A 20,325-nucleotide genomic window follows, 5' to 3' on the forward strand; every position below is an offset into this window, starting at 1 on the left:
TAATTTTAGACAGTATCTTTAAATTTTCCTAAAACTGAGCTATTGAAGGTAATTAACTAAACATTTTAAAAGCTAGCTGAATTAACTTCTTAGTATTGTCAGTAATTAATTTCATTTTCAATTGTCCTACTGCTTTCTGATTTATTCTTGTTGCCACAGGATAAGGGTACACTTTTCCAGCAATAGTGTTAATTGACATTCCAGATACATTTGCCAAGATTAATTCTTGAATTAATTCACCTGCTTTTGGGGCAATCATGCTTCCTCCTAAAATGCGCTGCTTCTGGAACCAAAACCCTTTCGAAATGTATAGAATTAGTTTTCCATAGCGATAATCATCTACAATAGCGCGATCATCATTAGCGAAGTCTTGCACTACTTTTTCGAAAGTAATATTCTGCTCTTTTAGTTGCTTTTCGTTTAAGCCAAAAGTAGCCAATTCAGGATCAGCGAAAGTGACCCAAGACATGTGCTTGTTATTTAATTTTTTCTTTAAAGGCGAAATCAAATTATTTAATATCAAACGTCCGTGTTGCTCTGCGGCATGTGAGAATTGTAAATTTCCAGCAATATCACCACACAATAAGACATTTTTATTAGTCGTCTGCAAATAGTCATTCACTACAATATGCTCCTTTTCGACTTCGATATTTGCTTTTTCTAAATCAAGACCTTCAATGTTGAGTTGGCGACCAATCGATACAAATATGGCATCTAGTGCAACGGTCATTTCGATGCCTTCTTTTGTCTTTAATACAGCAGTATTTGCAGAGTCAAAATGGCTAACTGTTGTGTCAAAAAGGATTTTTATACCAGCTTCCTCTAGTCTTTTTTGTAAAATAAGGGTCAGTTCTTTATCGTCGTGTGAGAGTATAGCATGGCTGTGTTGTACCACGGTAACCTCTGAGCCTAATCTTTGAAAAGCTTGTGCCATCTCAATACCAATAGGACCGGCGCCAAGAATTAACAGCTTCTTTGGCAACTCGTTTATTTTAAAAATACTGCGATTGTCATAGTAGGTTACCTTCTCAATTCCAGGAGCAGTAAACTTTTTAGGTCGGGATCCTGTGGCTATGACTATTTTTTTAGCTTCGTAATTTACATTATCGACACTAACCTGATTTACCGCCGTAAATTTGGCTTCACCAATAGCTATATCAAATCCTTCTTTTTCAAAATAATCTTTATTTTCATGAGCCCTGATGACCTCTTGGCCTTCAAAGATATATTGCATCACTTTCTTGATATCTACCTCTGGGGATAACTCTAAACCAAATTTGCTTGCTTCTCTTGCATTGTGAACTACTGCGGCAGCGTGAATTAGCGCCTTGCTAGGAACGCAACCATCATTTAAACAGTCGCCTCCAATTTCATGAGCAGTTTTTGAAATCATTAATACTTTGAAACCTAGTTTTACCATAAATCCACCAACGCTCAATCCGCCTGATCCTGCTCCAATTATTATAAGGTCGTATTTTTTCATATCGTAATTTATTTCTTTAAAAGTATAGACTGTCAATTTAGCCATTCCTGACTTATTTATATAAAAAAAGCCAGCATAGTATTTCTCTGCTGGCTTTGTTTAATTGTCGTTCACTACTTTAATACTTGTTATTTAGTAGTTTCTATATTTTTTATAGCTGTAATAATGTTCTGTTTTTTAGTGGCCTCCATCTTGCCTTTTTTCGAATTACTAATAGACAACCATTTTGATAAAGCGGCATCTAAAATCTTTGACTGCTTCTCATAAGAGTTACATGTTTTACACATTGCTTTATGCGCATTTAATTGCATTCTCTCAGTAGTAGTAAGCGCGGTAGATAATTGTTTATCAATCAATTCGGTTGATTTTTGACAACTATTCAATAATTTTTTCATTATAAAACGCATGTTTTTTACAATTAAAATGTTATTAAATCCATTTTGTTTCCAAGCATTTTCTCATCAGCAGTTTGGCGCGATGAGTCACTTGCCAATAATTAGACGTTGTCATTTCTAAATCCTGACATATTTGATCGGTATTTTTATCAGTTAAATATTTTGAGGTAATGGCAAGCTTCCATTTTGATGGTAATTCCTCCATACATTGTTGCAAGATAAGGTTGAAATCAGCATTGTCTAGTAATTCTTCATCTTGATTCCAAAGTGGATTTACTTGATCATTTCTCCAACATCCATCTTCGGTGAAAATATCGTTTGAAAGCTGAAAGCCACTATCTTCTGTAATACTAAACTGCTGCTTTATAGTTCTAGCGGAAAGTCTATAGTGATCCACAATTTTATTATTTAATATTGCAAAAAGCCATGTTTTGGGTTGGCTTTTTCCTTCAAAAGTGGCCAGTTTACGGTATGCAGATAGAAATGTTTCTTGCACTAAATCCTCTGCTGTTTCTTTAGAAGATGTTTTATAAAATGCCCAAGAGAAGAGTTCGTCACTAAATTGACTCACCCAATTTTCCAAAATATTTGTATCTTTTTGCTTGCTCTCGACCATAGATTATAGATGTCAGTTTTTTTTAACTTTCCAAATATACTCTTTTTTCAGACTGTGAAAAGCCACTTTTTTCATAAATTATATATCCAAAGACGATGCAATACTCTATTGCAATGAGCCAAAGGTTCTCTTCAAAGGTATCTTTTGCGTAAGCGCTATAACTTAAAATCACAGTCAAACTCCAAATTAATTGATAATTAAATCTAGTGAAAACACCTATCAAAATTAGATTCATAACATACCAAGGATGTACTGTAGTGGAACTGAAAAAATATACTGTCAATACGATTAGCATGACTTCAAATAAGTTCGACACACTCTTTTCTCGTTTTTTGAAGGCATAGAAAAGAATAAATAATATCATTAAAATAGGCATGAATTTCCCCGTGGTATGAATGGTATTATATCCTGTAATCCAAATTCCGATTGCTCTTATGACATAATAAAAACTAGCGTTGAATTCGAAATTTGTAAACCATAAACCAATGGTTTCACTGTAATTCGTAATTAATTCTTGTGATAGAAAGGGTAAAAATAACGCTACATTTGTGGCAATTACAATAGTGTAAAAGGAGACTGATTTTTTAAAACCAAGGTTTTGCAAATAAAGCGGCAGTAGGAGTAGGGGTAATAATTTTGTTGAGATGGAAAGAGCTAATATTACAGCAGCTGTTTTCCATTTATTTTGTTGTAAAAGATACATGCTCCAGATAAAAAAGAACAACATCACACTTTCAAAATGTAAGTTAGAAACGCCTTCAATAATAACTAAAGGATTTAAAATGTACCAGAATATCAGGTGCTTTTTTTTACCTAGAGCAGTCAACAATTTACTTCCATAATAAAGTGTTCCAAGATCAGCTATTATTATACTAAGTCTTAAAATAACTACCGAAGGCATTATGGACTCGCTTCCTAAAATAGAAGCCAGCGCAAACAAGAACTGATTGACAGGAGGGTAATTTGAATAATGACTGGCACTTAAGTTCCCCATACCATCAAATAATTCTTGAGCATTTGCGATACTAAAATTGCTTTGTGACATCAAATCATCAGGCAAGTATAGATAAGGATTCATTCCATTTAAGAGTAACCTACCGTCCCAAATGAATCGGAAGTAGTCTTGTGATAAATTGGGCAATACGCCAATAAATACAATCCTAAATAAAATGGCAGCTGTGACGAGAAAAGTAAAATTATTCTTTTGAAATTTGATGATTTGGTACAACAAAATAAACAAAAAAGTGAAACTAACAAGCAGTTTTATAAATTCATGTCTTTCTAAAATGTACCCTATATAGCCATAAGTGAGGAAGCTTAACGCTAGAAGAATATATGACTTTGATATGTGTAACGTTCTTGTTTCCACTAATTATTATCTGTGATAGATTTTACAAATACAAACGTAAAACCTGTGACAAGCATTAAGTGCAAAGCGATAATACTATAATCGTTTAAAAGAACGGCACTGTAAATCCCGAAGATGAAATAGAAAATTAAACCACCTTCAATAAAAATATTTTTCGAAATCTTTTTAGATAGATAGGTGTTTTGTTTCCACTTGTCTTTCAATCCTTCAATATTCAATTTGGGTGTTCGAATAAATTCACTTTTTTTACCCCATAAACCTTCAAGTACAGCTAATGTGTTGTGAAACGAGAATCCCATAACAATAGTATAGAACGTCATAAACATACTGGTATAGCGCAAGAAGTTTTTAAATCCGCCACCATGTAAATTTTTAAATGTCACCCAATAGCTTATGAAAAACAGTAATGAACTAATCACAAAAAATACTAATATATCAAAGATAGCATCAAATTGAATGTACTTGTTTTTGATATAAAGAACGGGAACGCTCAATATTGCCATTATAAATACAGCTAAAAACATGGTACTGTTTAATAAATGTAAAACACCATGCACTTTAGTTTTAAATCCAGTAGACTCTGATTGCATTAAACGAATGGCATTTTTACTAAAGTTTTCAGCGCCACCTTTATTCCATCTAAACTGCTGCGAACGCGCCGCACTAATTATTGCAGGAAGTTCAGCAGGAGTTTCTACTTGCTCTAAATATTTAAATTTCCAGTTTTTCAACTGAGCACGGTAACTTAAGTCAAGATCCTCAGTTAAGGTATCACTTTCCCAGTTTCCAGCATCAAGAATACATTGCTTGCGCCATACACCTGCGGTACCGTTAAAATTGATAAAATGTTGTTTTGAATTTCGACCTACTTGCTCTAAAGTAAAATGTGCATCAAGTGCAAAAGCTTGTATTTTTGTCAAGACAGAGTAGTCGCGATTCAAATGTCCCCAACGGGTTTGTACCACACCAATTTTAGGGTCTTTAAAGTATGGAATAGTTTTATACAACCAATCTTTTTGAGGAACAAAATCGGCATCAAATATAGCGATGAATTCACCTTTAGCATCTACTAAACCTTCCTTTAATGCACCTGCTTTAAAGCCCGAACGTTTGGTTCTTTTAATTTGTTTAATATCAATTCCAGTCGCAGCGATTTTCTCGATAAGCAGTGCTGTGTCTATAACACTGTCATCAGTACTATCGTCAAGAACTTGGATTTCGAGCTTTTCTCTGGGATATTCTAATTGCGCAATCGTTGTTAGCAAGCGCTCAATAACATATTTTTCGTTAAAAATGGGAAGTTGGATTGTAACGTACGGAATCTCCTCTAATTTAGAAAAGTCAAATTGAACAGATTGGTCTTTAATTTTTTTACTTTTTAAATAATTAAGCAATAAATTAAATTGTGCAATACTGTAAAAGAATACAAGTAAAATGGAAATCGAATATAGGATTACGATGAAGTAAGAAAGCTCTAGCATGATTGTATATTGTAACTATTTAGATTGTTATTTAAAGGTGTATTTAAAAATCCAACCTATAATTTTTATTCCGGCCATAAAAGTTCCTTTTACAGTTCCAGAAATTTTTGAAACGCCAATTCGGTTTTTATAACGAACAGGGATTTCAACGTACGAATATTTTTGTTTTAATGCTTTTAATTGCATTTCGACAGTCCATCCGTATGTTTTGTCTTCCATATTAAGAGCCACTAATTTATCATATTTTATAGCTCTAAAAGGGCCTAAATCTGTAAAAGTAGCACCAAAAAAAAGTTTCATTAAAAATGTTGCCAACCAGTTTCCAAAAACTTGCTGCGGTGTCATTGAATTTTTTGCTCTAAGATGAGCCGCTCTAGCACCAATAACTAAATCAATTCCATCTGTGATAATTGGGGCAACAATTTGTGTTAACTCTTCTGGATAATCAGAATAATCACCGTCCAAAAATACTATAATATCTGGTTTATTTGGCAATTTTGCGATATAATCTAAACCTTTTAAACAAGCATGTCCGTACCCTTTTTTATTTTCTAATAATACGGTTGCTCCAGCTTTTTGGGCTACTGCTACGGTATTATCGGTCGAATTATTACTAATTACGATTACTTCGTCTACATAACTAGGAATATCCTTAATAACATTAGCAATTGCTTTTTCTTCGTTATATGCAGGTATTATGACTTTTATAGTGTTCATTATATTTTATAGAGAGTTATCTTTTTTATAATCTGAAAGAGAGGTCCATTCATTTGTTTTTACTCCCGCTTTGTATCGTTCTGCTTTAACTAAGTTACCATTTTTGTACAGTAAACAAAGACCGTTAAGAACATTGTTTTTGAATTCGGCTTTTTTTAATGTTGCCCCTTTCTCGTCATAAAAGAGCCACCAATCTACTTTTTTATTGGCTTCAAAATGGCCTTCCTCTTTTTTATTACCGTTATCATAGTAATAATACCAGTAGTCATTTTTTTGATTGTTGAGAGTCCAACCTTCTGATTTCATCGTTTGATTGTCAAAATAGTTTTTTACATATACTTTTTGTGCCGTCATAGAAAAGACGGAAAGTAAACTGAAGACAAGTAGCGATTTAAACATTATGATTTGTATTTTAATAAACTTGCTGCAACTAATTTGAAAGAATCATTTTATTTGCAGCAAGTTAGAATTGACAACCTTTATAAACTATTTATTATTAACATAATCCATTAGGTCAATATCGTTTCCTAATAGGATTTCGTTAGCATTGATACGTCCACCTGGAGAATCATTTTCTAACTTTAATACACCTCTAGGACAAACTGCAGAACAAACTCCGCAGCCTACGCATGAAGAACGTACAATATTTTCCCCTTTTTGAGCGTAGCTACGTACATCAATACCCATCTCACAAAAAGTAGAACAGTTTCCACATGAAATACATTGTCCTCCGTTTGTAGTAATTCTAAACTTAGAAAGTAAGCGTTGTTGTAATCCTAAAATAGCTGCCATAGGACATCCAAAACGACACCAAACTCTATTCCCTAAAATAGGGTAGAACCCTACACCAATCACACCACTAAAGGCAGCACCGATAGCAAAACCGTACCACTCTCTTAAAGAGTTACTATCTATAAATAAGATATTTTGATTACCTGAGAAATAGTTCATCAATAAAGAGATAATGATAATTACAACAAGTGTAACCATGGTATAGACTGCATCAGTATCCATATCTTTTCTCTTGAACAAGAACAAAGCGGTTGTAAATACCGTCAAGAAAATAACGATTCCTCCTATGAATTGATCTCTTGTTATAAAGCTCATTTCGGGATTATTAGACAAGAAAGTAAATATTACTGCAATTGTCATTACAAATACGAATACCAATACCGAGTGAATCATCCATCGTTCTATTTTCCAAGAAATCATTGATTTACTTGATAAATGTCTAAAGCTGTCTCCAGCTGTTTCGGCTAAACCTCCGCAACCACAAACCCATGAACAATACCACCTTTTTCCGTAGAAATAGGTTAGAATAGGAGAGATGATGAAAATCATTGCGATTCCAAATAGTAACATAAACATACCTAAATTGCCACCTTCAATCATAGCTTTTAAGTGCCAATCATTAAAAAAGTAGTAGTTTAGAGGCCACATGTTTTTTAAATCTTTCGCAAAATAAGCTTTCTCTGGATTCAATTTTTCTAATATTTCTGGAATCAAAAAAGCAAATCCTAATTGAAAAAACATTACAGATATTGTTCTTACTAATTGGTATTTATTATGACGGTATTTTAAAATAAATTTATACCCTAAACCTACAATAGCAATCGTATATAACGTTCCATAAACAAACCATTGACTTGCAGGTTTTCCGTTTAAAAGCAAACTTAAAGGGTCAAAAAAGGCTACTATTCCTGTATTAGCACCGCCTTCAGAGTTGAGTCCTAAATACTTTGGAAACCAATACAAAACAACATAAAAAGAAGTTAGAATAATTCCTACCATCCAAGCAAGAGTTCCTTTATTAGTTAAGGAGCTATGCATGATACCATCATTTTTAATTCCTTCAGGTTTGTTTAAATAGGTTCTGTTGGCATAAAGAATGATACCTCCAAAAACAGCAACAATAGAAGCTGTTAACCAAATTCCCTTGTAAGGAAAGTTGATGTTAAAAAGAGCAAGTGCCATGATAAATAGACCTATAAGACCTATTGAAATTCCTGTTTTTTGAATACCGTCTAGCACATTATTATCATGCGATGCTACCGATATGTTTTCTATAGATTTACTCATTTTATGCTGTTTTTGTTCCTATGAATTCAGTTGTAAACTGCTTTTGTATTTCTTTGCTGTGGTTCTTGAAAAATTCAGGATCAAAGTTTGCCTCTGCCAAATGTTTTACCACATAATCAACCGATTCTTTATTAGTGAGAACTTTGTCGAAAAACTCATGTCTCATTCGGATCCCAAAAGTATTAATCCCTAGAAATTCACGTGTTTCTTTATGGAATGAGATTCTGATTGCTTTTTTACCTTTTGAATGTTCCCAGTAAAAATGATTTTCATCATCCTTAGGCTTTGCCCAAACCCATCCATAAGTTTGATATTCGATATCTAAAAACTTAGCAGAATTGAACCAGTGTCCAGGTTTGTATTGCAAAGGATTTCCAGTTAATGTTTGTGCTAATACTTCGCCCATCATTCTTCCGGTGTACCATACGGCCTCAATTGGTCGTCTCAAATCGATTCCTTCATGTTGCTCTGCACAATCACCAATCGCGTAAACGTCTTTCACATTAGTTTCTAAAAAACGATTTACCTTAACACCTTTTCCAAGCTCTATAGCCGAACCTTTCAAGAAATCAATATTAGGCGATACTCCAGCAGTCAATCCTACAATTTGGCAATCGATAGTTTCTCCTTTATCAGTAACTACTGCTCGTACATGTCCGTTATCGTCAGATAGGATTTCGACCATATTCGTGTCTAATCTTAAATCGATGTGGTGTTCAAGTATGTGTCTGTTGATCATTTTACTTTCGCCGGAAGGCAACACACCACTCCAAAAACTTTTTTCACGCACTAAGAAAGTAACGTCGATATTACGAGAACGGAGCATTTCGGCAAGCTCTATTCCTATTAAACCACCGCCTACGATGACTGCTCTTTTTGTTGTAGGAGCCCATTGTTCAAGAGCTTCAAGATCCTGTTTGTGGTATAATCCTGTTACACCATTTAACTCTTGACCAGGCCAACCGTATTTGTTCGGTTTTGAACCTGTAGCAATCACTAGTTTGTCATAGCTTATTTTACTTTTATCGGCAAGAAGCAATTGTTTTTCATCTGTGATTACCTCTGTAACCATACCTTCTAGCAAGTCGATATTGTTCTTTTTCCAAAAGTCATTTTCATAGGGCTGCATGTGTTCAAACTTCATGTGTCCCATGAAAACATACATTAAAGCTGTTCTCGAAAAAAAGTATTTCGTCTCAGCAGAAATAATCGTGATTTTTGCATCAGACCTTTTTCGAATGTGGCGCGCTAAAGTGACTCCAGAGATTCCGTTTCCAATTATGACAATGTGTTCCATAGATAAAAATAATGCGTTAATAAATCCCAATCGCGAAGATTGGGATTAGACTAATCAATGACTACTTACGTAAATAAAGCTTACTTTGTTTTAAAATCTTCTCCTATTTTAAAAGTATCTGCATTAACTTTTACAAAGTGAATGTTAGATAAGGTAGCTTCACCTAATTGATCTGAAAGACCTGTTCCTTCTGCCCATCCTGCAAAAATCCATTTTGTAGCAAAGGGTACACCGTCTACTTCTTTGTAATCCACGTATTTAATTGCATGAGGATTTTTCTCAGCAGCTTCTTTACCACCCATTAAAGTTACGATGTAAGCCGCTTTTTCAAGTAAATTTGTTTTTTTATTAGCATAAACTACATACCAGTCATCAGGAGCGTCTCCTGTACCTGATTCAAAAGTCAATTTCTCAGTTAAGTAGTCTGCAGCATCACTTTCTTTATTATCATATGCAGTCCAGATTGTTCCTGGATCATTTAATTTAAATGGAAATAGAAAAAAGTAGTTCCATGTGTATGCATCAAAACGCACCGCATCTTCATTTGCTATGGTTGGAGAGTATGCTACTTTATCATTGTTGATTACTATTTTTGAACCATCTTTATATTCGATTACACTTTGAGTCGAATTTGTTAATGTTGTAAAAGTAGCATTCATTCTTTCCTTACCTCCAAAAATGATTTGAATATCAAATTGAACAGCTTCATTAGCAGCAAATTTTTCTTTTTGGTGTGCATTCTCAACTGTAGTTGCAAAGGTATTTTTTTCTGTTGCAGTGCTATCGACTACAGTAGTGTCATCTGTAGTAGCCTCTTTCTCTTCGTTAGATTTACACCCAGTAACAATTAATGCAGCAAGTAATAAAGTAGTAGCAATTTTTTTCATAGTATTTTAAGATTTATTGTTTGTGTTTGTTTTAATGTTTGTTTGATACAAAAGTAGGTTACTTTATAATCTTGGTATTGTAATAATGTAAGATACTTTCATTTGTATGTCCTAATTTACGCTTTAAATGAATCATAGCAAATATATATTGCAAGCGCCAAACGCCGATTTGCAAATATTTTCTAGCAGATGTCACAATGGTCTTGTTAATCACGACAAATTGATTTTTGGCATAAAGCCTTCTAATAATGTCATTGTCCTCATATATAATCAGGCTTTCATTGAACTGATCAATGTCATTAAAAAGTGCTTTCTCAATAAATAAGGATTGATCCCCTCCGCGACAACAAATGTGGTTAATTCTCGTGAACCATTGCGAAATTATCAAAACGGGATGTTTGCTATCGAATTTCATCCGGAAACAGCCCGCTTTATTATCTTTTTCTAGTTCGTTCTTAATACTCAAATCAAAATGTAATGGAGGATAAGTATCTGAATGTAAAAAGTACAACACATCGCCTGTGGCCTTAGTTGCTCCCGCATTCATTTGCTTGGCTCTCCCTTTTGCTGAATGAACTAAAATTACATCAGGATTATTACGAACGATTGCTACCGTGGCATCGGTGCTACCACCATCAACAACAATGATTTCAAATGCGACTTGATTTGAAATCAGTTGTTGTAATTTGGCAATTAATTTATTGATAGCGCTTTCTTCATTATAAACCGGAATAATGATCGAAAGTTTATTCATTCAAACTCCAATTGTAGTCTTTGAAACTAATTTTTGCGTTGCTGTTAATTTTTACAGCGCTGTATTTATTAAAAAAGTCAACGATGGAACCTTTTTTCTTGAAGTCATCTCCAAACCAATCAAAGATTTTTGAAATCTCAATTTTAGAAGCTGTGATCGTATTTTTTGATTTGTCGTTTATGAAACTTTTAGTCACACTATTTAATTGCGATTCTAAGTTAGCTTCAGTGTACGCTTGATTTAATAGATTAGGACAAGAAAAAGAAGCACAGTTGATGGCAAAGTGAATGCGAGGTTCGTCCATCTTTCTAAGGATTTGGTGCTCAATTTCCTCTAAGCTGTATTTTTTATTTCCTAATGTAAAGAATTTAGTTCCCCATGGATCTTTGATGTCCTTGATACTTTTTACAGGATAGTTATCAATAATCAACTTTACCGTGTAAGCATTGTAGGCATTGATCCAGTAAGCAAGAGTTGCTTTTCTAGAAGTTGACGATGTAGGAACATTTGCAGCTAGTTCACTTAAATAACTAGACAATTCTTTACTGTCTTTTCTAAAAGCGCTATAATTTACTTTTCCGCTTTTAGTAACGTTCTTTTGTAGTAATGCATTCCATTTAGAATGATCCATACTTTTGACATCTGTTCCAGCTTGTACATCCGTTACTGTTTCTACAGTAGTTTCTGGAGCTGCTGATTTTGTTTTACCACATGAAATTAATGGCAAAAACATAAGGGCTATAATTACTTTTTTCATTTTCAAATTGTTTTATATTACTGATTAAATAGACTGCTTGTTTTGGGTTTCCTGACAAAAAAAAGAATTATTTTTTTAAGGGATATATTTCTTGCTTTAAAAAATCCTCTGGGAACTCATTATCATCGCTAAATCCTAGTTCGATATCGCGACCATCTTTAGGGATATAATTTGTTCTAAAAAGGTAGTCCCACAAACTCAGTGAGATCCCAAAGTTTACTCCATTTCGCTTAGGTATAACTTTACTGTGATGCCAAATATGCATTTTTGGGTTATTAAAAATATATTTAAAAATTCCGTAATCCCAACCAATATTTGCGTGATTGAGGTGCCCAATTGCGATGGTTATAAAGTGGACGATAAATACATCTTGTAGATTAAAGCCTCCTATCAAAATTATTGGGATATAGAGAATGGATTTATAAACTATAGGTTCCATCCAATTGTATCTAAAGTGCGCTGCAAAACCCATCTCTTTCACACTATGGTGTGTTTTATGAATTTTCCATAAAAACGGAAAAGTATGTAGCATTCTATGTACGTTCCATTGTATAAAGTCACTGATGATAAAGAATAGAAACAGCGCAGTAGGACGTGACAATTTTTCGATAGAAAATAACTGAATAGGTTGCAGTTCGAAACCAAAGAGCAATAAAAAATCATTGATTAGTGTGGCAGTAATATTCGATAAAGCAATAAGCAAAATCAAATTCAACAGAAAGAAATTAAAGAATAAGTAGAATAAATCTAGCCAGAAATCTTTCCTGAAAATGCGTTGGTTCTTTCGCCAAGGGAAAGCAATTTCTAATAACCATACAATAAGTGAAATACTCAATAAACCATAAAAATAGTTATCCCATTTCCAGTATAGGATTTCGCTTTTAAGGTAATTAAAGTATCCACTGTAAGATTCTAAAAAAATGCCAATGTATTTTTCCATGATACTATTATAGTAATTGTTCTTTAAAATTGATATTGTATCCGCTACGTTCTAAATCTTCAAAAGTATCGATGTCATTGAGGGTTTCTAATAGCTGTACTTTTGCGTTTTTTAAATCGTTCATAGTTGCATTAAAAACCGTAGCTGTTCCCCATTCTTTGTTATTAAAAACGGCAGGAGTGCTTTGATTCAAACCTAATAGATAATAACCACCATCTTCTGCAGGGCCTACAACTGCATCATTATTTTGCAATGCTTTGAAAGCGTTCTCAATAATGCTTGCTTTCAAGTCAAATAAATCGCTGCCTACAACCACACAATGATTGTATCCTTTTTGAAATAAGGAGTCAAAAGCAGCTTGCATTTTATTTCCTAAATCACCTGGAGCTTGCAGTACTTTATTAAAATATTCTGTTGACCAAATATCGTTTTCTACGATGGTCGTATCATAAAACAAGAATTTATCACAGTCGATATGTTGGGTTTCATTGCGAGTATGTAACAACAATTCTTTATAAATTTCTAATGTTTTTTCGTCACCTATGGTTTTGGCTAAGCGTGTTTTTACCTTCCCTAATTCAGGGTTGCGGGTAAAAATGATTAGTGCTTTATTATTCATATACTTTATTTCCTTTCGTTAAGTATTTACTCCATTTCTTGTTATAGGTGTGCACACTATCTGTGGGTTTATTTTGCAAATTATATACGGTACCGCCTTCATTTTTATATTCGAAAATACCTCCGTAAAGGTTGTAAACATTGGTATACCCTAGCTGCTGTAATTTTTCTCCAATGTTCTCACTACGCACACCAATCGAGCAATACACCACAATTGCAGTGCTTTTATCTTTAATTTTGCTAGTCACTATTTCGCTTTTAAAATCATCGTAACCCACAAATAAAGCATTTTTAATGTGGCTCACTTGGTACTCTTTTGGTTCGCGGGCATCAAGATATACTAGATTTTTCTTGTCTTTCAATTCAGCTACTTTGATGTAAGGAACCGATTCTTTATTCAGCATTTTCAGCACACGAGGAATCGATTGTTGTGCTGACATAGCCAATGAAAATAAAAGGGGTAAAATGTACAGGCTCTTTCTCATTTTGATTTTTATATGGTACTTAAATTAATAGTCGATTGTCATTGCAATTACTGACAAAAGTTACGTAAAAAAAGTAACAGAGGTTTTAAATATTTAAAATAAAGAGGTTTGTATCACTTCAAATTCTTTGTTGCTCTTAAATGAAAATGTATTCACATTGATGAACTGCTTGGTATCTCGATCTAATTTGCGCAAAATAATGTGACTGCATTCAAATTCAATATGGCAATCAATGAAAATTTCTTCGGCAGCTCTCCGAATCAGCGATGCGTTCTACTTGTTTTGTAAAAATAGGCAACTGCTCATCAGAAGCGTTAAATTCTGCTATGGTAATGTGTGCCAATGAATTTTTACTGTGAAACCAACTAATGCGATCAGCTAGCATGTTTTTATACTGCTTGAGCTGCATTACTATTTCTTGATTAGGTTGAAAGACAATAGAGTAGGTATGCTGCATTTTCATTTTTGGATAAAGTTACTTTAGAAATTAAAACCAAGAAAGAAATGCGTCTTTAAAATCAGTATTTTTTACGTTAATGTTATAAAATAATACACCATTATAAAATTGGTTAACCAAAAAACGATACCTTAGTTTTTTATAAAAAAGAACATACAATGGCAGGATTATCAGCAGAAACTAGAGAGAAATTAAAAAATATTAGCACACCTACAATCGCGACTTGCTTGTTTAAGAAGGGTTTTAAAAACCAATTTATTCAAGAGGTAAAACCATTGCAATTGGGTAAGCCAACAATGGTAGGGGAGGCGTATACCTTGCGCTCAATTCCCGCGCGTGAAGATCGAAATCCTATTACTGTTTTTAGAAATGCAGATCATCCGCAGCGTGTAGCAGTAGAGAACTGTCCTGCTGGTCACGTTTTAGTTATCGATAGCCGTAAAGATGCTCGTGCAGCATCAGGAGGTGATATTCTTGTCACTCGACTAATGGTGCGCGGTGTTGCCGGCATTGTAACAGATGGCGGTTTTCGCGACTCAGCAAACATCGCTAAATTGGCTATTCCTGCTTACCACAGCAGGCCTAGCGCGCCTACCAACTTGACTTTGCATGAAGCACTAGATATCAATGTTCCCATTGCTTGCGGTGATGTGGCTGTTTTTCCAGGTGATGTTTTAGTGGGTGATGATGACGGAATTATGGTTATTCCAGCGCATGTTGTTGACGAAGTAGCCAATGAATGTATCGAAATGACGTTGTTTGAAGATTTCGTTTTAGAAAAAGTGCAACAAGGAAACGCCGTAATTGGCTTGTATCCATCAACAGATGAAAAATGGGTAGCCGAATTTGAACTTTGGCGTAAGCAAAAATAATAGTCTACAAACTATTGAGATAGGGAAGGGCTTTACTCTTAGTAATACAATCTAAAGTCAAGTAATTTGCACAGATCGTAATTCTTTTGGAAAAGCTCTTCTACAATATCAAATACATTATCTGTCTCTTTAAAGAAACTAAAAAATGCTTTATCAAGGTTGATGCTTGTCAATCGATCGAAGGGTGTACCATAACCTGAAATCGCTTTGGCACCCGTAACATCCAGAAAAAACTGTGCTTCCTCTGAACTTAAATCCAGTACTTTTGAATTGGCAAAATGCAAAATCTTACCAGTAAGTTTCCCTTCAAAAACTTCGGCAATTTCGTCTAGTGTATAGTAATAATCATTGAGGCAAATGCTATTCTCTTCACCCTTCATAACGAGATATATGATTTCGTAATCTTTAAATCCGTGGTCGTCATAGAGTAGGGTGTTCAAACTTTCCTCCAAACCTTCGATTGTATCACAGGTCTTATAAATGCTCGCAAGACCGTAGTTAAAAGCGAGTTTTTCTAGGCTTTCAACAACTTCAGATGAATGGGATTCTTCAATATCAGGAACGCCTTCTAAGCAAAAGATGAAGTTTTCAAAAATGTCTTCGTGGTTAGTATCCAGTTGGTTCATAGATAACGGTAGGTTGGATATACATATATATAGTTGGCAAAAAATAGCTCTGCAACTTTCTATAGCAATCCGCTATTGCAAAATTAAGAAAGTGCTTTTCAAAATGCGGTATCGTTAACAAATATTAAAGAGTAGTCTAAGTTAAATTTAGGTTAGCCATACTAGCGGTGTTGTGTGCAACAACTTTGGTTTTACTTGCAATTATAAAAGCAATCCCGGCTATTTGAGTTATTTATTTGTAAATTAGCGTAGGCTTTCGCCAAAATTAATAAGTAATCAAAAAAAACGAATATGAAAAAAATCAGCCTTTTATGTCTGGCACTACCTCTTATAGCACTTCAAAGTTGTAAAAATAATCAAGAAGAACAAGGAGGAAACCCTGAAACACCAGCAGAACTCGCGGCGCAAACAGTGGTAAGCTCTGAATGCTACCAGGCAATCTACGAACAAGATACTTTAATGCTAAAGTTAAACACGCTTGAAAATGGCGAAATCACCGGTGACATGACCATGACCATCGAGAACATGCCTACAAAACAAGGAAATCTTGCTGGGGGGTTTAAAGGAGATACGCTTTATGCAAGTTATACTTTCATTCAAGGAACATACAAAGAGAAAACATATAAAAACCCAATGGCTTTCTTGAAAAAAGGCGACCAATTAATCCTAGGGAATGGCGAAATCCAAACCACAATGGGAGCATCATACTTTGTAAAAGGGAAACCAATCGATTATGAAAACGTAAAATATAAGTTTGATAAAGCAGAATGCCAAGAATAATAAAAAAAAGAGGAAACGGTAGTTTCCTCTTTTTTTATGGGTTTAAATTAGATTATAATGTGACCGTATTTTGAGGTTAATCTAAAAACCAATTTAAGATTTCACAACCTATTTCATTGTTTAATCCTTTACCATCTTCTTTTAAAACAGAGACCTTTCCTAAGCCGCATTGATGATGCACGACATCAGTTATTGAATTAAAAGGAATAAAATCTTCCTGCGAAAATTTAGTCGCATTTGAAGGATACAATAGCATCGCTTTACTGGATTTCCAATATTCATTGTAGACATACATTTGGCGTAAATCATTTGTAGAAGGGGGACTACCATTTATGTTCTTCCATTTAGTATCGATAATAAAAGTATCGTCATTTTTTTCAATAACAATATCTGGTCGAATGGAAATGCCGTTCCAAAAACGTTTTGACTTTTGACCATGAATGGCAATTTCTTGATCGCTATTGCTTGCCGCTCTTTTTAAGCAGACTAAAACATATTCTTCCCACAACGAATTCATATCAAATAATAAGGCGAGCATGTTTTCCTTACCGCTAGAAACATTAGGAGCAAAGTTTAAAATTATTAGTCGTGCAATTTCTAAGGCAGTTTTATAAGGAGCCGTTTTTCTTGAGTTAGGAATTTTGGCAAAAGTAGCCTCATTGGCCTGAATTTGCCTAACTTCTGGGAAGTCCAATTGTACCGATTTACATTTACTATGTAAGTGATTTCCTTTCGAAAATTGTTCGATGATACGAAGCGCTTGGCTTAAAACCTGATGTATTAAATGGTCTTTTTCATACACTTGATGTGTGGTATAAAAACGCTCTTTGTGAATAAGATTCTTTCGGATATGCCCTGCAAATTCTAGCTTTCCTTTTAGCGCTTTTACGTTATTGGTTTGCTTATAATAGTGCTTAATCAAACCTTGGTGCAGCAACAATTGCACTTCATCTAGAAACCATTCGAAGTAAATATCTAGTAAGTGAATGTTTTGCTTGTTGACATTGGCATTGCCTACATTGTCTACTTTTAATCTTTTGGTTGCCCGTAACATAGCGATTAAAACTCCTTGCCAGACTTTTTTGTCGTCAGAATCGTTATCTGCCTTTGGAAGGATTTCAATGCACAAATCCTCAATTTGAACGACGCCCACATATTGTGCAAACTTTATCCCTTTATGAACTACAGTGAAATATTTGTTTTCATGCATTTCATTTAATTTGGTTAAAGCATTAAAGTGGTTTACAGTAAAGCCAACATCATTATACAAACGACCGTGATGGAGCGTTTGATGTTCGAAAACTTGTATTTTATGTTTGGGTTTAGACATTGCGATTCAATAATAACTGCACTGCGTTTTCAATAGCTGCAATATTCTCTATTAACTTAAATTGGGTTCCAATTTCGGGCGCATCAAGATTATTGAATTTAGGAAAGTTCACCTTGTAATTCTCTTTTACTTCAACAAAACCAGAACCTAATATCAAAGCAATTTTTTCATAATTGTGATAAAAATATTCTTGTAATAATGGAAAGATGCTATTTTTAAAAACTGATTTCAAGCTTTCTACATTACCACTTTCTACTTTTAAAAAATAAGAATGACCAATAGCATGATCTCGATCTAATAAAATTTCGATACGGTCATTAATAGTTTGTAATACTTCCCCCAGGTTAAATCCATCGAACTGAATGTCTAGTAACAATTCGGGTTTTGGCATCATTTCAGTAAACGAGAAACGCCTGCGTAATGCAGTATCAAGTGCTTCTACACTTCTGTCTGCTGTATTCATTGTGCCGATGATGTACAGGTTTTTTGGGACACCAAATTGCATCTTGCTATACGGAAGTATCAACTCCAGAGACTCTTTTGACTCTAAACGCTTGTCTTCTTCTAATAGCGTTATTAGTTCCCCAAAAATAGCTGATACATTTCCACGATTGATTTCGTCAATAATTAAGACGTATTTTTTATTAGAGTTGCTAACATCATCTATGTCCACTGGATATTGACTTTTGATATATTCACCTATAGAAGTAGTGTACGGTTTCCAATCTCGAATCGCACCATTAACGACATAATCTCTTGACATTTCCTTAGTAACGCCCATATTTGTTCCCTTTTCTGTTTCGGGAATTGCTACGGCAGTTTCATTACTATTGATAATTACTTTAAATTTCTTTTTATGAGTTGGTGTTTCTAGCGTTATAGAACCTTTACTCAAAACTTCTTCTACAAATTTACAGTAAGAGGTATCAAAGTTTTTAGATGTTTTTTTAGCGGAAGCATTTTTACACAATTTTTTAAAAACACCGTCTTTTATCTCGTAAGTAACTTTTTCGTTTTTTGTCTCTGGCTTTATTCCTTCAATGAAATCCTCGTAACTCATACTTTGGTGAAACGTCGTGAATACTATTTGACCACTCTCAACGAGACGCTCGTATTCGGCTTTTATTACATCACGAGTTTGTGCTAATTCAAAATTTGGATTTATTATCGAAATAGCGGCATTAATAGAATTGTACGTTTTCCCGGTGCCAGGAGGTCCGTATAGGATTTGATTGAGAGGGAAATTCATGCTTTCTTTATTATTGGGTTCAGTTATACTATCGTCCTCATCTTGTGCGTCGTATTGTTCTAAAAATTTCAGATACTGTTTTCGACCTAAAATAGCAGTTGGACGACCAGAAAAATGCTCTTTTGAAAAGTTGCTGAAAGAAGTTGCTGTGTTGTAAATATTTGAACTCACTTCTTTGATATGATTCTCGTATTTTTCATCTTTGACTATAAACAGCTCAGATTTAAATTCACTTTTATATTTTTCTTCATAAGAATTCAATTCTTCTTCTAGGCGTTCTCTTTTTGATCCAAACTGATTTATGAAATAATTTCCGCCACTTTCATTCGCTATTAACCAATCGATAAAAGCTACTTTTACATTATTCTCATCTTCTTCTTGATTCATATGTAACATTTGAAATAAAATGTCTTGTATTAAAAGTAAATTGCTTGATCCATCGTAGTATTCAGGGAGTATACTTTTAACTAAATCAATTAATTCGAGATCTTTTCGGATGTATTCTTTATCTAATCGATTGATCAGTTGTAAATAATGAATATATTTTTCGTTTTTTACCGCTACCTTTTCATTTAATAATATACACAGTTTCTTGTAAAATGAAAATTTGTAAAAAGTATACTTTTCAGGATTATGAAAAGTAAGGTAGGTAGCTATTGTTCTTTCATCTTGATGGTGTGCAAGTGTTTCACCCAAACTTCGATAAATTTGTAGAGAATCAACATTAAAAGCTTTAATCCTGTCTTTTAGGGGGACACTTTCATTAAATAGTTTTTTGAAAAGTAAGCGCATTTCTTCTGGCTTTTCTTTGGCTAAATGGTGAATTACCGCAACTCCCATAGCATACATCAAATTACCAAATTTGATACTTTTGATTTCGGTATAAAAATTTGGTGCATCTAGATTTGGTCTGCCGTGAAAATTATGCAACAATTCCCATTTGTATTTTTCATCCTTTAAGCGGTTGACTGTAATGAGTTTTTTATAGTTTTCAATTAGTTCTACAAAACCTTGCTCTGTTTTTGTCTCTAATGCTACTTTTTCAACTGAAATATTATCCGTATTTACCTTGTTTTTATGATTACTCATTTTTGACCTTTGTGTAAGCGATTATTAATCCTCTAAAGAATAAT

21 protein-coding genes are annotated in these 20,325 nt (G+C 34.0%); 2 read left to right on the forward strand and 19 right to left on the reverse strand.

Features of this window, described 5'->3' with window-relative positions; genetic code table 11:
- Positions 1 to 52: 52 nt before the first annotated feature.
- The 16 genes from H603_RS0107585 to H603_RS0107660 all read right to left on the reverse strand — a co-directional run bounded on the left by H603_RS0107585 (position 53) and on the right by H603_RS0107660 (position 14,341).
- Positions 53 to 1,528: a dihydrolipoyl dehydrogenase family protein gene (locus tag H603_RS0107585; protein ID WP_051219221.1), complete on the reverse strand. Its 1,476-nt coding sequence runs from the start codon at positions 1,526 to 1,528 to the stop codon at positions 53 to 55.
- Positions 1,529 to 1,611: 83 nt separating this feature from the next.
- A complete protein-coding gene (locus tag H603_RS16615; RefSeq protein ID WP_051219223.1) occupies positions 1,612 to 1,878 on the reverse strand; it encodes a hypothetical protein in 267 nt (88 codons plus the stop codon).
- Between the two features lie 34 nt (positions 1,879 to 1,912).
- Positions 1,913 to 2,494 (reverse strand): sigma-70 family RNA polymerase sigma factor, encoded by a 582-nt coding sequence (locus H603_RS0107595; RefSeq protein ID WP_026708020.1) that lies wholly within the window; start codon positions 2,492 to 2,494, stop codon positions 1,913 to 1,915.
- A 22-nt stretch (positions 2,495 to 2,516) separates the two neighbouring features.
- Positions 2,517 to 3,572, reverse strand: a complete 1,056-nt coding sequence (locus tag H603_RS0107600) for a mannosyltransferase (protein WP_316930256.1) — start codon at positions 3,570 to 3,572, stop codon at positions 2,517 to 2,519.
- A 290-nt stretch (positions 3,573 to 3,862) separates the two neighbouring features.
- Positions 3,863 to 5,344, reverse strand: coding sequence for a cellulose synthase family protein (locus tag H603_RS0107605; RefSeq protein ID WP_026708022.1), 1,482 nt, complete (start codon positions 5,342 to 5,344; stop codon positions 3,863 to 3,865).
- Positions 5,345 to 5,371: 27 nt separating this feature from the next.
- Positions 5,372 to 6,061: a glycosyltransferase family 2 protein gene (locus H603_RS0107610; protein ID WP_026708023.1), complete on the reverse strand. Its 690-nt coding sequence runs from the start codon at positions 6,059 to 6,061 to the stop codon at positions 5,372 to 5,374.
- 6 nt (positions 6,062 to 6,067) lie between these two features.
- Positions 6,068 to 6,460 carry a toxin-antitoxin system YwqK family antitoxin gene (locus tag H603_RS0107615; protein ID WP_026708024.1) on the reverse strand — a complete coding sequence of 131 codons (393 nt, stop codon included), beginning with the start codon at positions 6,458 to 6,460 and terminating at the stop codon, positions 6,068 to 6,070.
- An 87-nt stretch (positions 6,461 to 6,547) separates the two neighbouring features.
- Positions 6,548 to 8,140 carry a 4Fe-4S binding protein gene (locus tag H603_RS0107620; protein WP_026708025.1) on the reverse strand — a complete coding sequence of 531 codons (1,593 nt, stop codon included), beginning with the start codon at positions 8,138 to 8,140 and terminating at the stop codon, positions 6,548 to 6,550.
- 1 nt (position 8,141) lies between these two features.
- The gene (locus tag H603_RS0107625; RefSeq protein ID WP_026708026.1) at positions 8,142 to 9,437 is read right to left on the reverse strand and encodes an NAD(P)/FAD-dependent oxidoreductase; all 1,296 of its coding nucleotides are present in this window, start codon (positions 9,435 to 9,437) and stop codon (positions 8,142 to 8,144) included.
- Positions 9,438 to 9,517: 80 nt separating this feature from the next.
- Complete coding sequence (locus H603_RS0107630; protein ID WP_026708027.1) at positions 9,518 to 10,324, reverse strand: DUF6503 family protein; 807 nt, start codon at positions 10,322 to 10,324, stop codon at positions 9,518 to 9,520.
- Positions 10,325 to 10,382: 58 nt separating this feature from the next.
- Positions 10,383 to 11,078 (reverse strand): TIGR04283 family arsenosugar biosynthesis glycosyltransferase, encoded by a 696-nt coding sequence (locus tag H603_RS0107635; protein WP_026708028.1) that lies wholly within the window; start codon positions 11,076 to 11,078, stop codon positions 10,383 to 10,385.
- Positions 11,071 to 11,835: a DUF547 domain-containing protein gene (locus H603_RS0107640; RefSeq protein ID WP_026708029.1), complete on the reverse strand. Its 765-nt coding sequence runs from the start codon at positions 11,833 to 11,835 to the stop codon at positions 11,071 to 11,073. The genes H603_RS0107635 and H603_RS0107640 overlap by 8 nt, the downstream gene beginning before the upstream one ends.
- A gap of 67 nt (positions 11,836 to 11,902) precedes the next feature.
- Positions 11,903 to 12,775 (reverse strand): sterol desaturase family protein, encoded by an 873-nt coding sequence (locus H603_RS0107645; RefSeq protein ID WP_026708030.1) that lies wholly within the window; start codon positions 12,773 to 12,775, stop codon positions 11,903 to 11,905.
- A 7-nt stretch (positions 12,776 to 12,782) separates the two neighbouring features.
- The gene (locus tag H603_RS0107650) at positions 12,783 to 13,394 is read right to left on the reverse strand and encodes a TIGR04282 family arsenosugar biosynthesis glycosyltransferase (protein ID WP_026708031.1); all 612 of its coding nucleotides are present in this window, start codon (positions 13,392 to 13,394) and stop codon (positions 12,783 to 12,785) included.
- A complete protein-coding gene (locus H603_RS0107655) occupies positions 13,387 to 13,878 on the reverse strand; it encodes a rhodanese-like domain-containing protein (RefSeq protein ID WP_026708032.1) in 492 nt (163 codons plus the stop codon). The genes H603_RS0107650 and H603_RS0107655 overlap by 8 nt, the downstream gene beginning before the upstream one ends.
- Positions 13,879 to 14,107: 229 nt before the next feature.
- Positions 14,108 to 14,341, reverse strand: coding sequence for a hypothetical protein (locus tag H603_RS0107660; RefSeq protein WP_026708033.1), 234 nt, complete (start codon positions 14,339 to 14,341; stop codon positions 14,108 to 14,110).
- 152 nt (positions 14,342 to 14,493) lie between these two features.
- On the opposite strand from H603_RS0107660, the gene H603_RS0107665 reads away from it, so the two are divergent.
- Complete coding sequence (locus tag H603_RS0107665) at positions 14,494 to 15,207, forward strand: ribonuclease activity regulator RraA (protein WP_026708034.1); 714 nt, start codon at positions 14,494 to 14,496, stop codon at positions 15,205 to 15,207.
- Between the two features lie 38 nt (positions 15,208 to 15,245).
- Here H603_RS0107665 and H603_RS0107670 read toward each other — a convergent pair whose 3' ends face one another.
- Positions 15,246 to 15,833: a DUF6642 family protein gene (locus tag H603_RS0107670; RefSeq protein WP_051219225.1), complete on the reverse strand. Its 588-nt coding sequence runs from the start codon at positions 15,831 to 15,833 to the stop codon at positions 15,246 to 15,248.
- A gap of 291 nt (positions 15,834 to 16,124) precedes the next feature.
- Here H603_RS0107670 and H603_RS0107675 point away from each other — a divergent pair, with 291 nt between their 5' ends.
- The gene (locus H603_RS0107675) at positions 16,125 to 16,613 is read left to right on the forward strand and encodes a hypothetical protein (RefSeq protein WP_026708036.1); all 489 of its coding nucleotides are present in this window, start codon (positions 16,125 to 16,127) and stop codon (positions 16,611 to 16,613) included.
- Between the two features lie 76 nt (positions 16,614 to 16,689).
- Here the strand turns inward: H603_RS0107675 and H603_RS0107680 are convergent, their stop codons facing one another.
- The gene (locus H603_RS0107680) at positions 16,690 to 17,943 is read right to left on the reverse strand and encodes an McrC family protein (protein WP_026708037.1); all 1,254 of its coding nucleotides are present in this window, start codon (positions 17,941 to 17,943) and stop codon (positions 16,690 to 16,692) included.
- Positions 17,936 to 20,281: an McrB family protein gene (locus tag H603_RS17095; protein ID WP_051219227.1), complete on the reverse strand. Its 2,346-nt coding sequence runs from the start codon at positions 20,279 to 20,281 to the stop codon at positions 17,936 to 17,938. The genes H603_RS0107680 and H603_RS17095 overlap by 8 nt, the downstream gene beginning before the upstream one ends.
- Positions 20,282 to 20,325: the final 44 nt, after the last annotated feature.

Origin of the sequence: Flavobacterium frigidarium DSM 17623, from assembly GCF_000425505.1 — a bacterium.
Lineage (GTDB): Bacteria > Bacteroidota > Bacteroidia > Flavobacteriales > Flavobacteriaceae > Flavobacterium > Flavobacterium frigidarium.

What these genes read in the sequence shown, in the direction of transcription:
- H603_RS0107660 (WP_026708033.1), bottom strand. Translation starts at nt 14,341, where the DNA reads ATGAAAATGCAGCATACCTACTCTATTGTCTTTCAACCTAATCAAGAA.
- H603_RS0107645 (WP_026708030.1), bottom strand. Translation starts at nt 12,775, where the DNA reads ATGGAAAAATACATTGGCATTTTTTTAGAATCTTACAGTGGATACTTT.
- H603_RS0107610 (WP_026708023.1), bottom strand. Translation starts at nt 6,061, where the DNA reads ATGAACACTATAAAAGTCATAATACCTGCATATAACGAAGAAAAAGCA.
- H603_RS0107650 (WP_026708031.1), bottom strand. Translation starts at nt 13,394, where the DNA reads ATGAATAATAAAGCACTAATCATTTTTACCCGCAACCCTGAATTAGGG.
- H603_RS0107640 (WP_026708029.1), bottom strand. Translation starts at nt 11,835, where the DNA reads ATGAAAAAAGTAATTATAGCCCTTATGTTTTTGCCATTAATTTCATGT.
- H603_RS0107585 (WP_051219221.1), bottom strand. Translation starts at nt 1,528, where the DNA reads ATGGCTAAATTGACAGTCTATACTTTTAAAGAAATAAATTACGATATG.
- H603_RS0107670 (WP_051219225.1), bottom strand. Translation starts at nt 15,833, where the DNA reads ATGAACCAACTGGATACTAACCACGAAGACATTTTTGAAAACTTCATC.
- H603_RS0107605 (WP_026708022.1), bottom strand. Translation starts at nt 5,344, where the DNA reads ATGCTAGAGCTTTCTTACTTCATCGTAATCCTATATTCGATTTCCATT.
- H603_RS0107595 (WP_026708020.1), bottom strand. Translation starts at nt 2,494, where the DNA reads ATGGTCGAGAGCAAGCAAAAAGATACAAATATTTTGGAAAATTGGGTG.
- H603_RS0107680 (WP_026708037.1), bottom strand. Translation starts at nt 17,943, where the DNA reads ATGTCTAAACCCAAACATAAAATACAAGTTTTCGAACATCAAACGCTC.
- H603_RS0107630 (WP_026708027.1), bottom strand. Translation starts at nt 10,324, where the DNA reads ATGAAAAAAATTGCTACTACTTTATTACTTGCTGCATTAATTGTTACT.
- H603_RS0107675 (WP_026708036.1), top strand. Translation starts at nt 16,125, where the DNA reads ATGAAAAAAATCAGCCTTTTATGTCTGGCACTACCTCTTATAGCACTT.
- H603_RS0107655 (WP_026708032.1), bottom strand. Translation starts at nt 13,878, where the DNA reads ATGAGAAAGAGCCTGTACATTTTACCCCTTTTATTTTCATTGGCTATG.
- H603_RS0107625 (WP_026708026.1), bottom strand. Translation starts at nt 9,437, where the DNA reads ATGGAACACATTGTCATAATTGGAAACGGAATCTCTGGAGTCACTTTA.
- H603_RS0107620 (WP_026708025.1), bottom strand. Translation starts at nt 8,140, where the DNA reads ATGAGTAAATCTATAGAAAACATATCGGTAGCATCGCATGATAATAAT.
- H603_RS0107615 (WP_026708024.1), bottom strand. Translation starts at nt 6,460, where the DNA reads ATGTTTAAATCGCTACTTGTCTTCAGTTTACTTTCCGTCTTTTCTATG.
- H603_RS0107600 (WP_316930256.1), bottom strand. Translation starts at nt 3,572, where the DNA reads ATGAATCCTTATCTATACTTGCCTGATGATTTGATGTCACAAAGCAAT.
- H603_RS16615 (WP_051219223.1), bottom strand. Translation starts at nt 1,878, where the DNA reads ATGAAAAAATTATTGAATAGTTGTCAAAAATCAACCGAATTGATTGAT.
- H603_RS0107665 (WP_026708034.1), top strand. Translation starts at nt 14,494, where the DNA reads ATGGCAGGATTATCAGCAGAAACTAGAGAGAAATTAAAAAATATTAGC.
- H603_RS17095 (WP_051219227.1), bottom strand. Translation starts at nt 20,281, where the DNA reads ATGAGTAATCATAAAAACAAGGTAAATACGGATAATATTTCAGTTGAA.
- H603_RS0107635 (WP_026708028.1), bottom strand. Translation starts at nt 11,078, where the DNA reads ATGAATAAACTTTCGATCATTATTCCGGTTTATAATGAAGAAAGCGCT.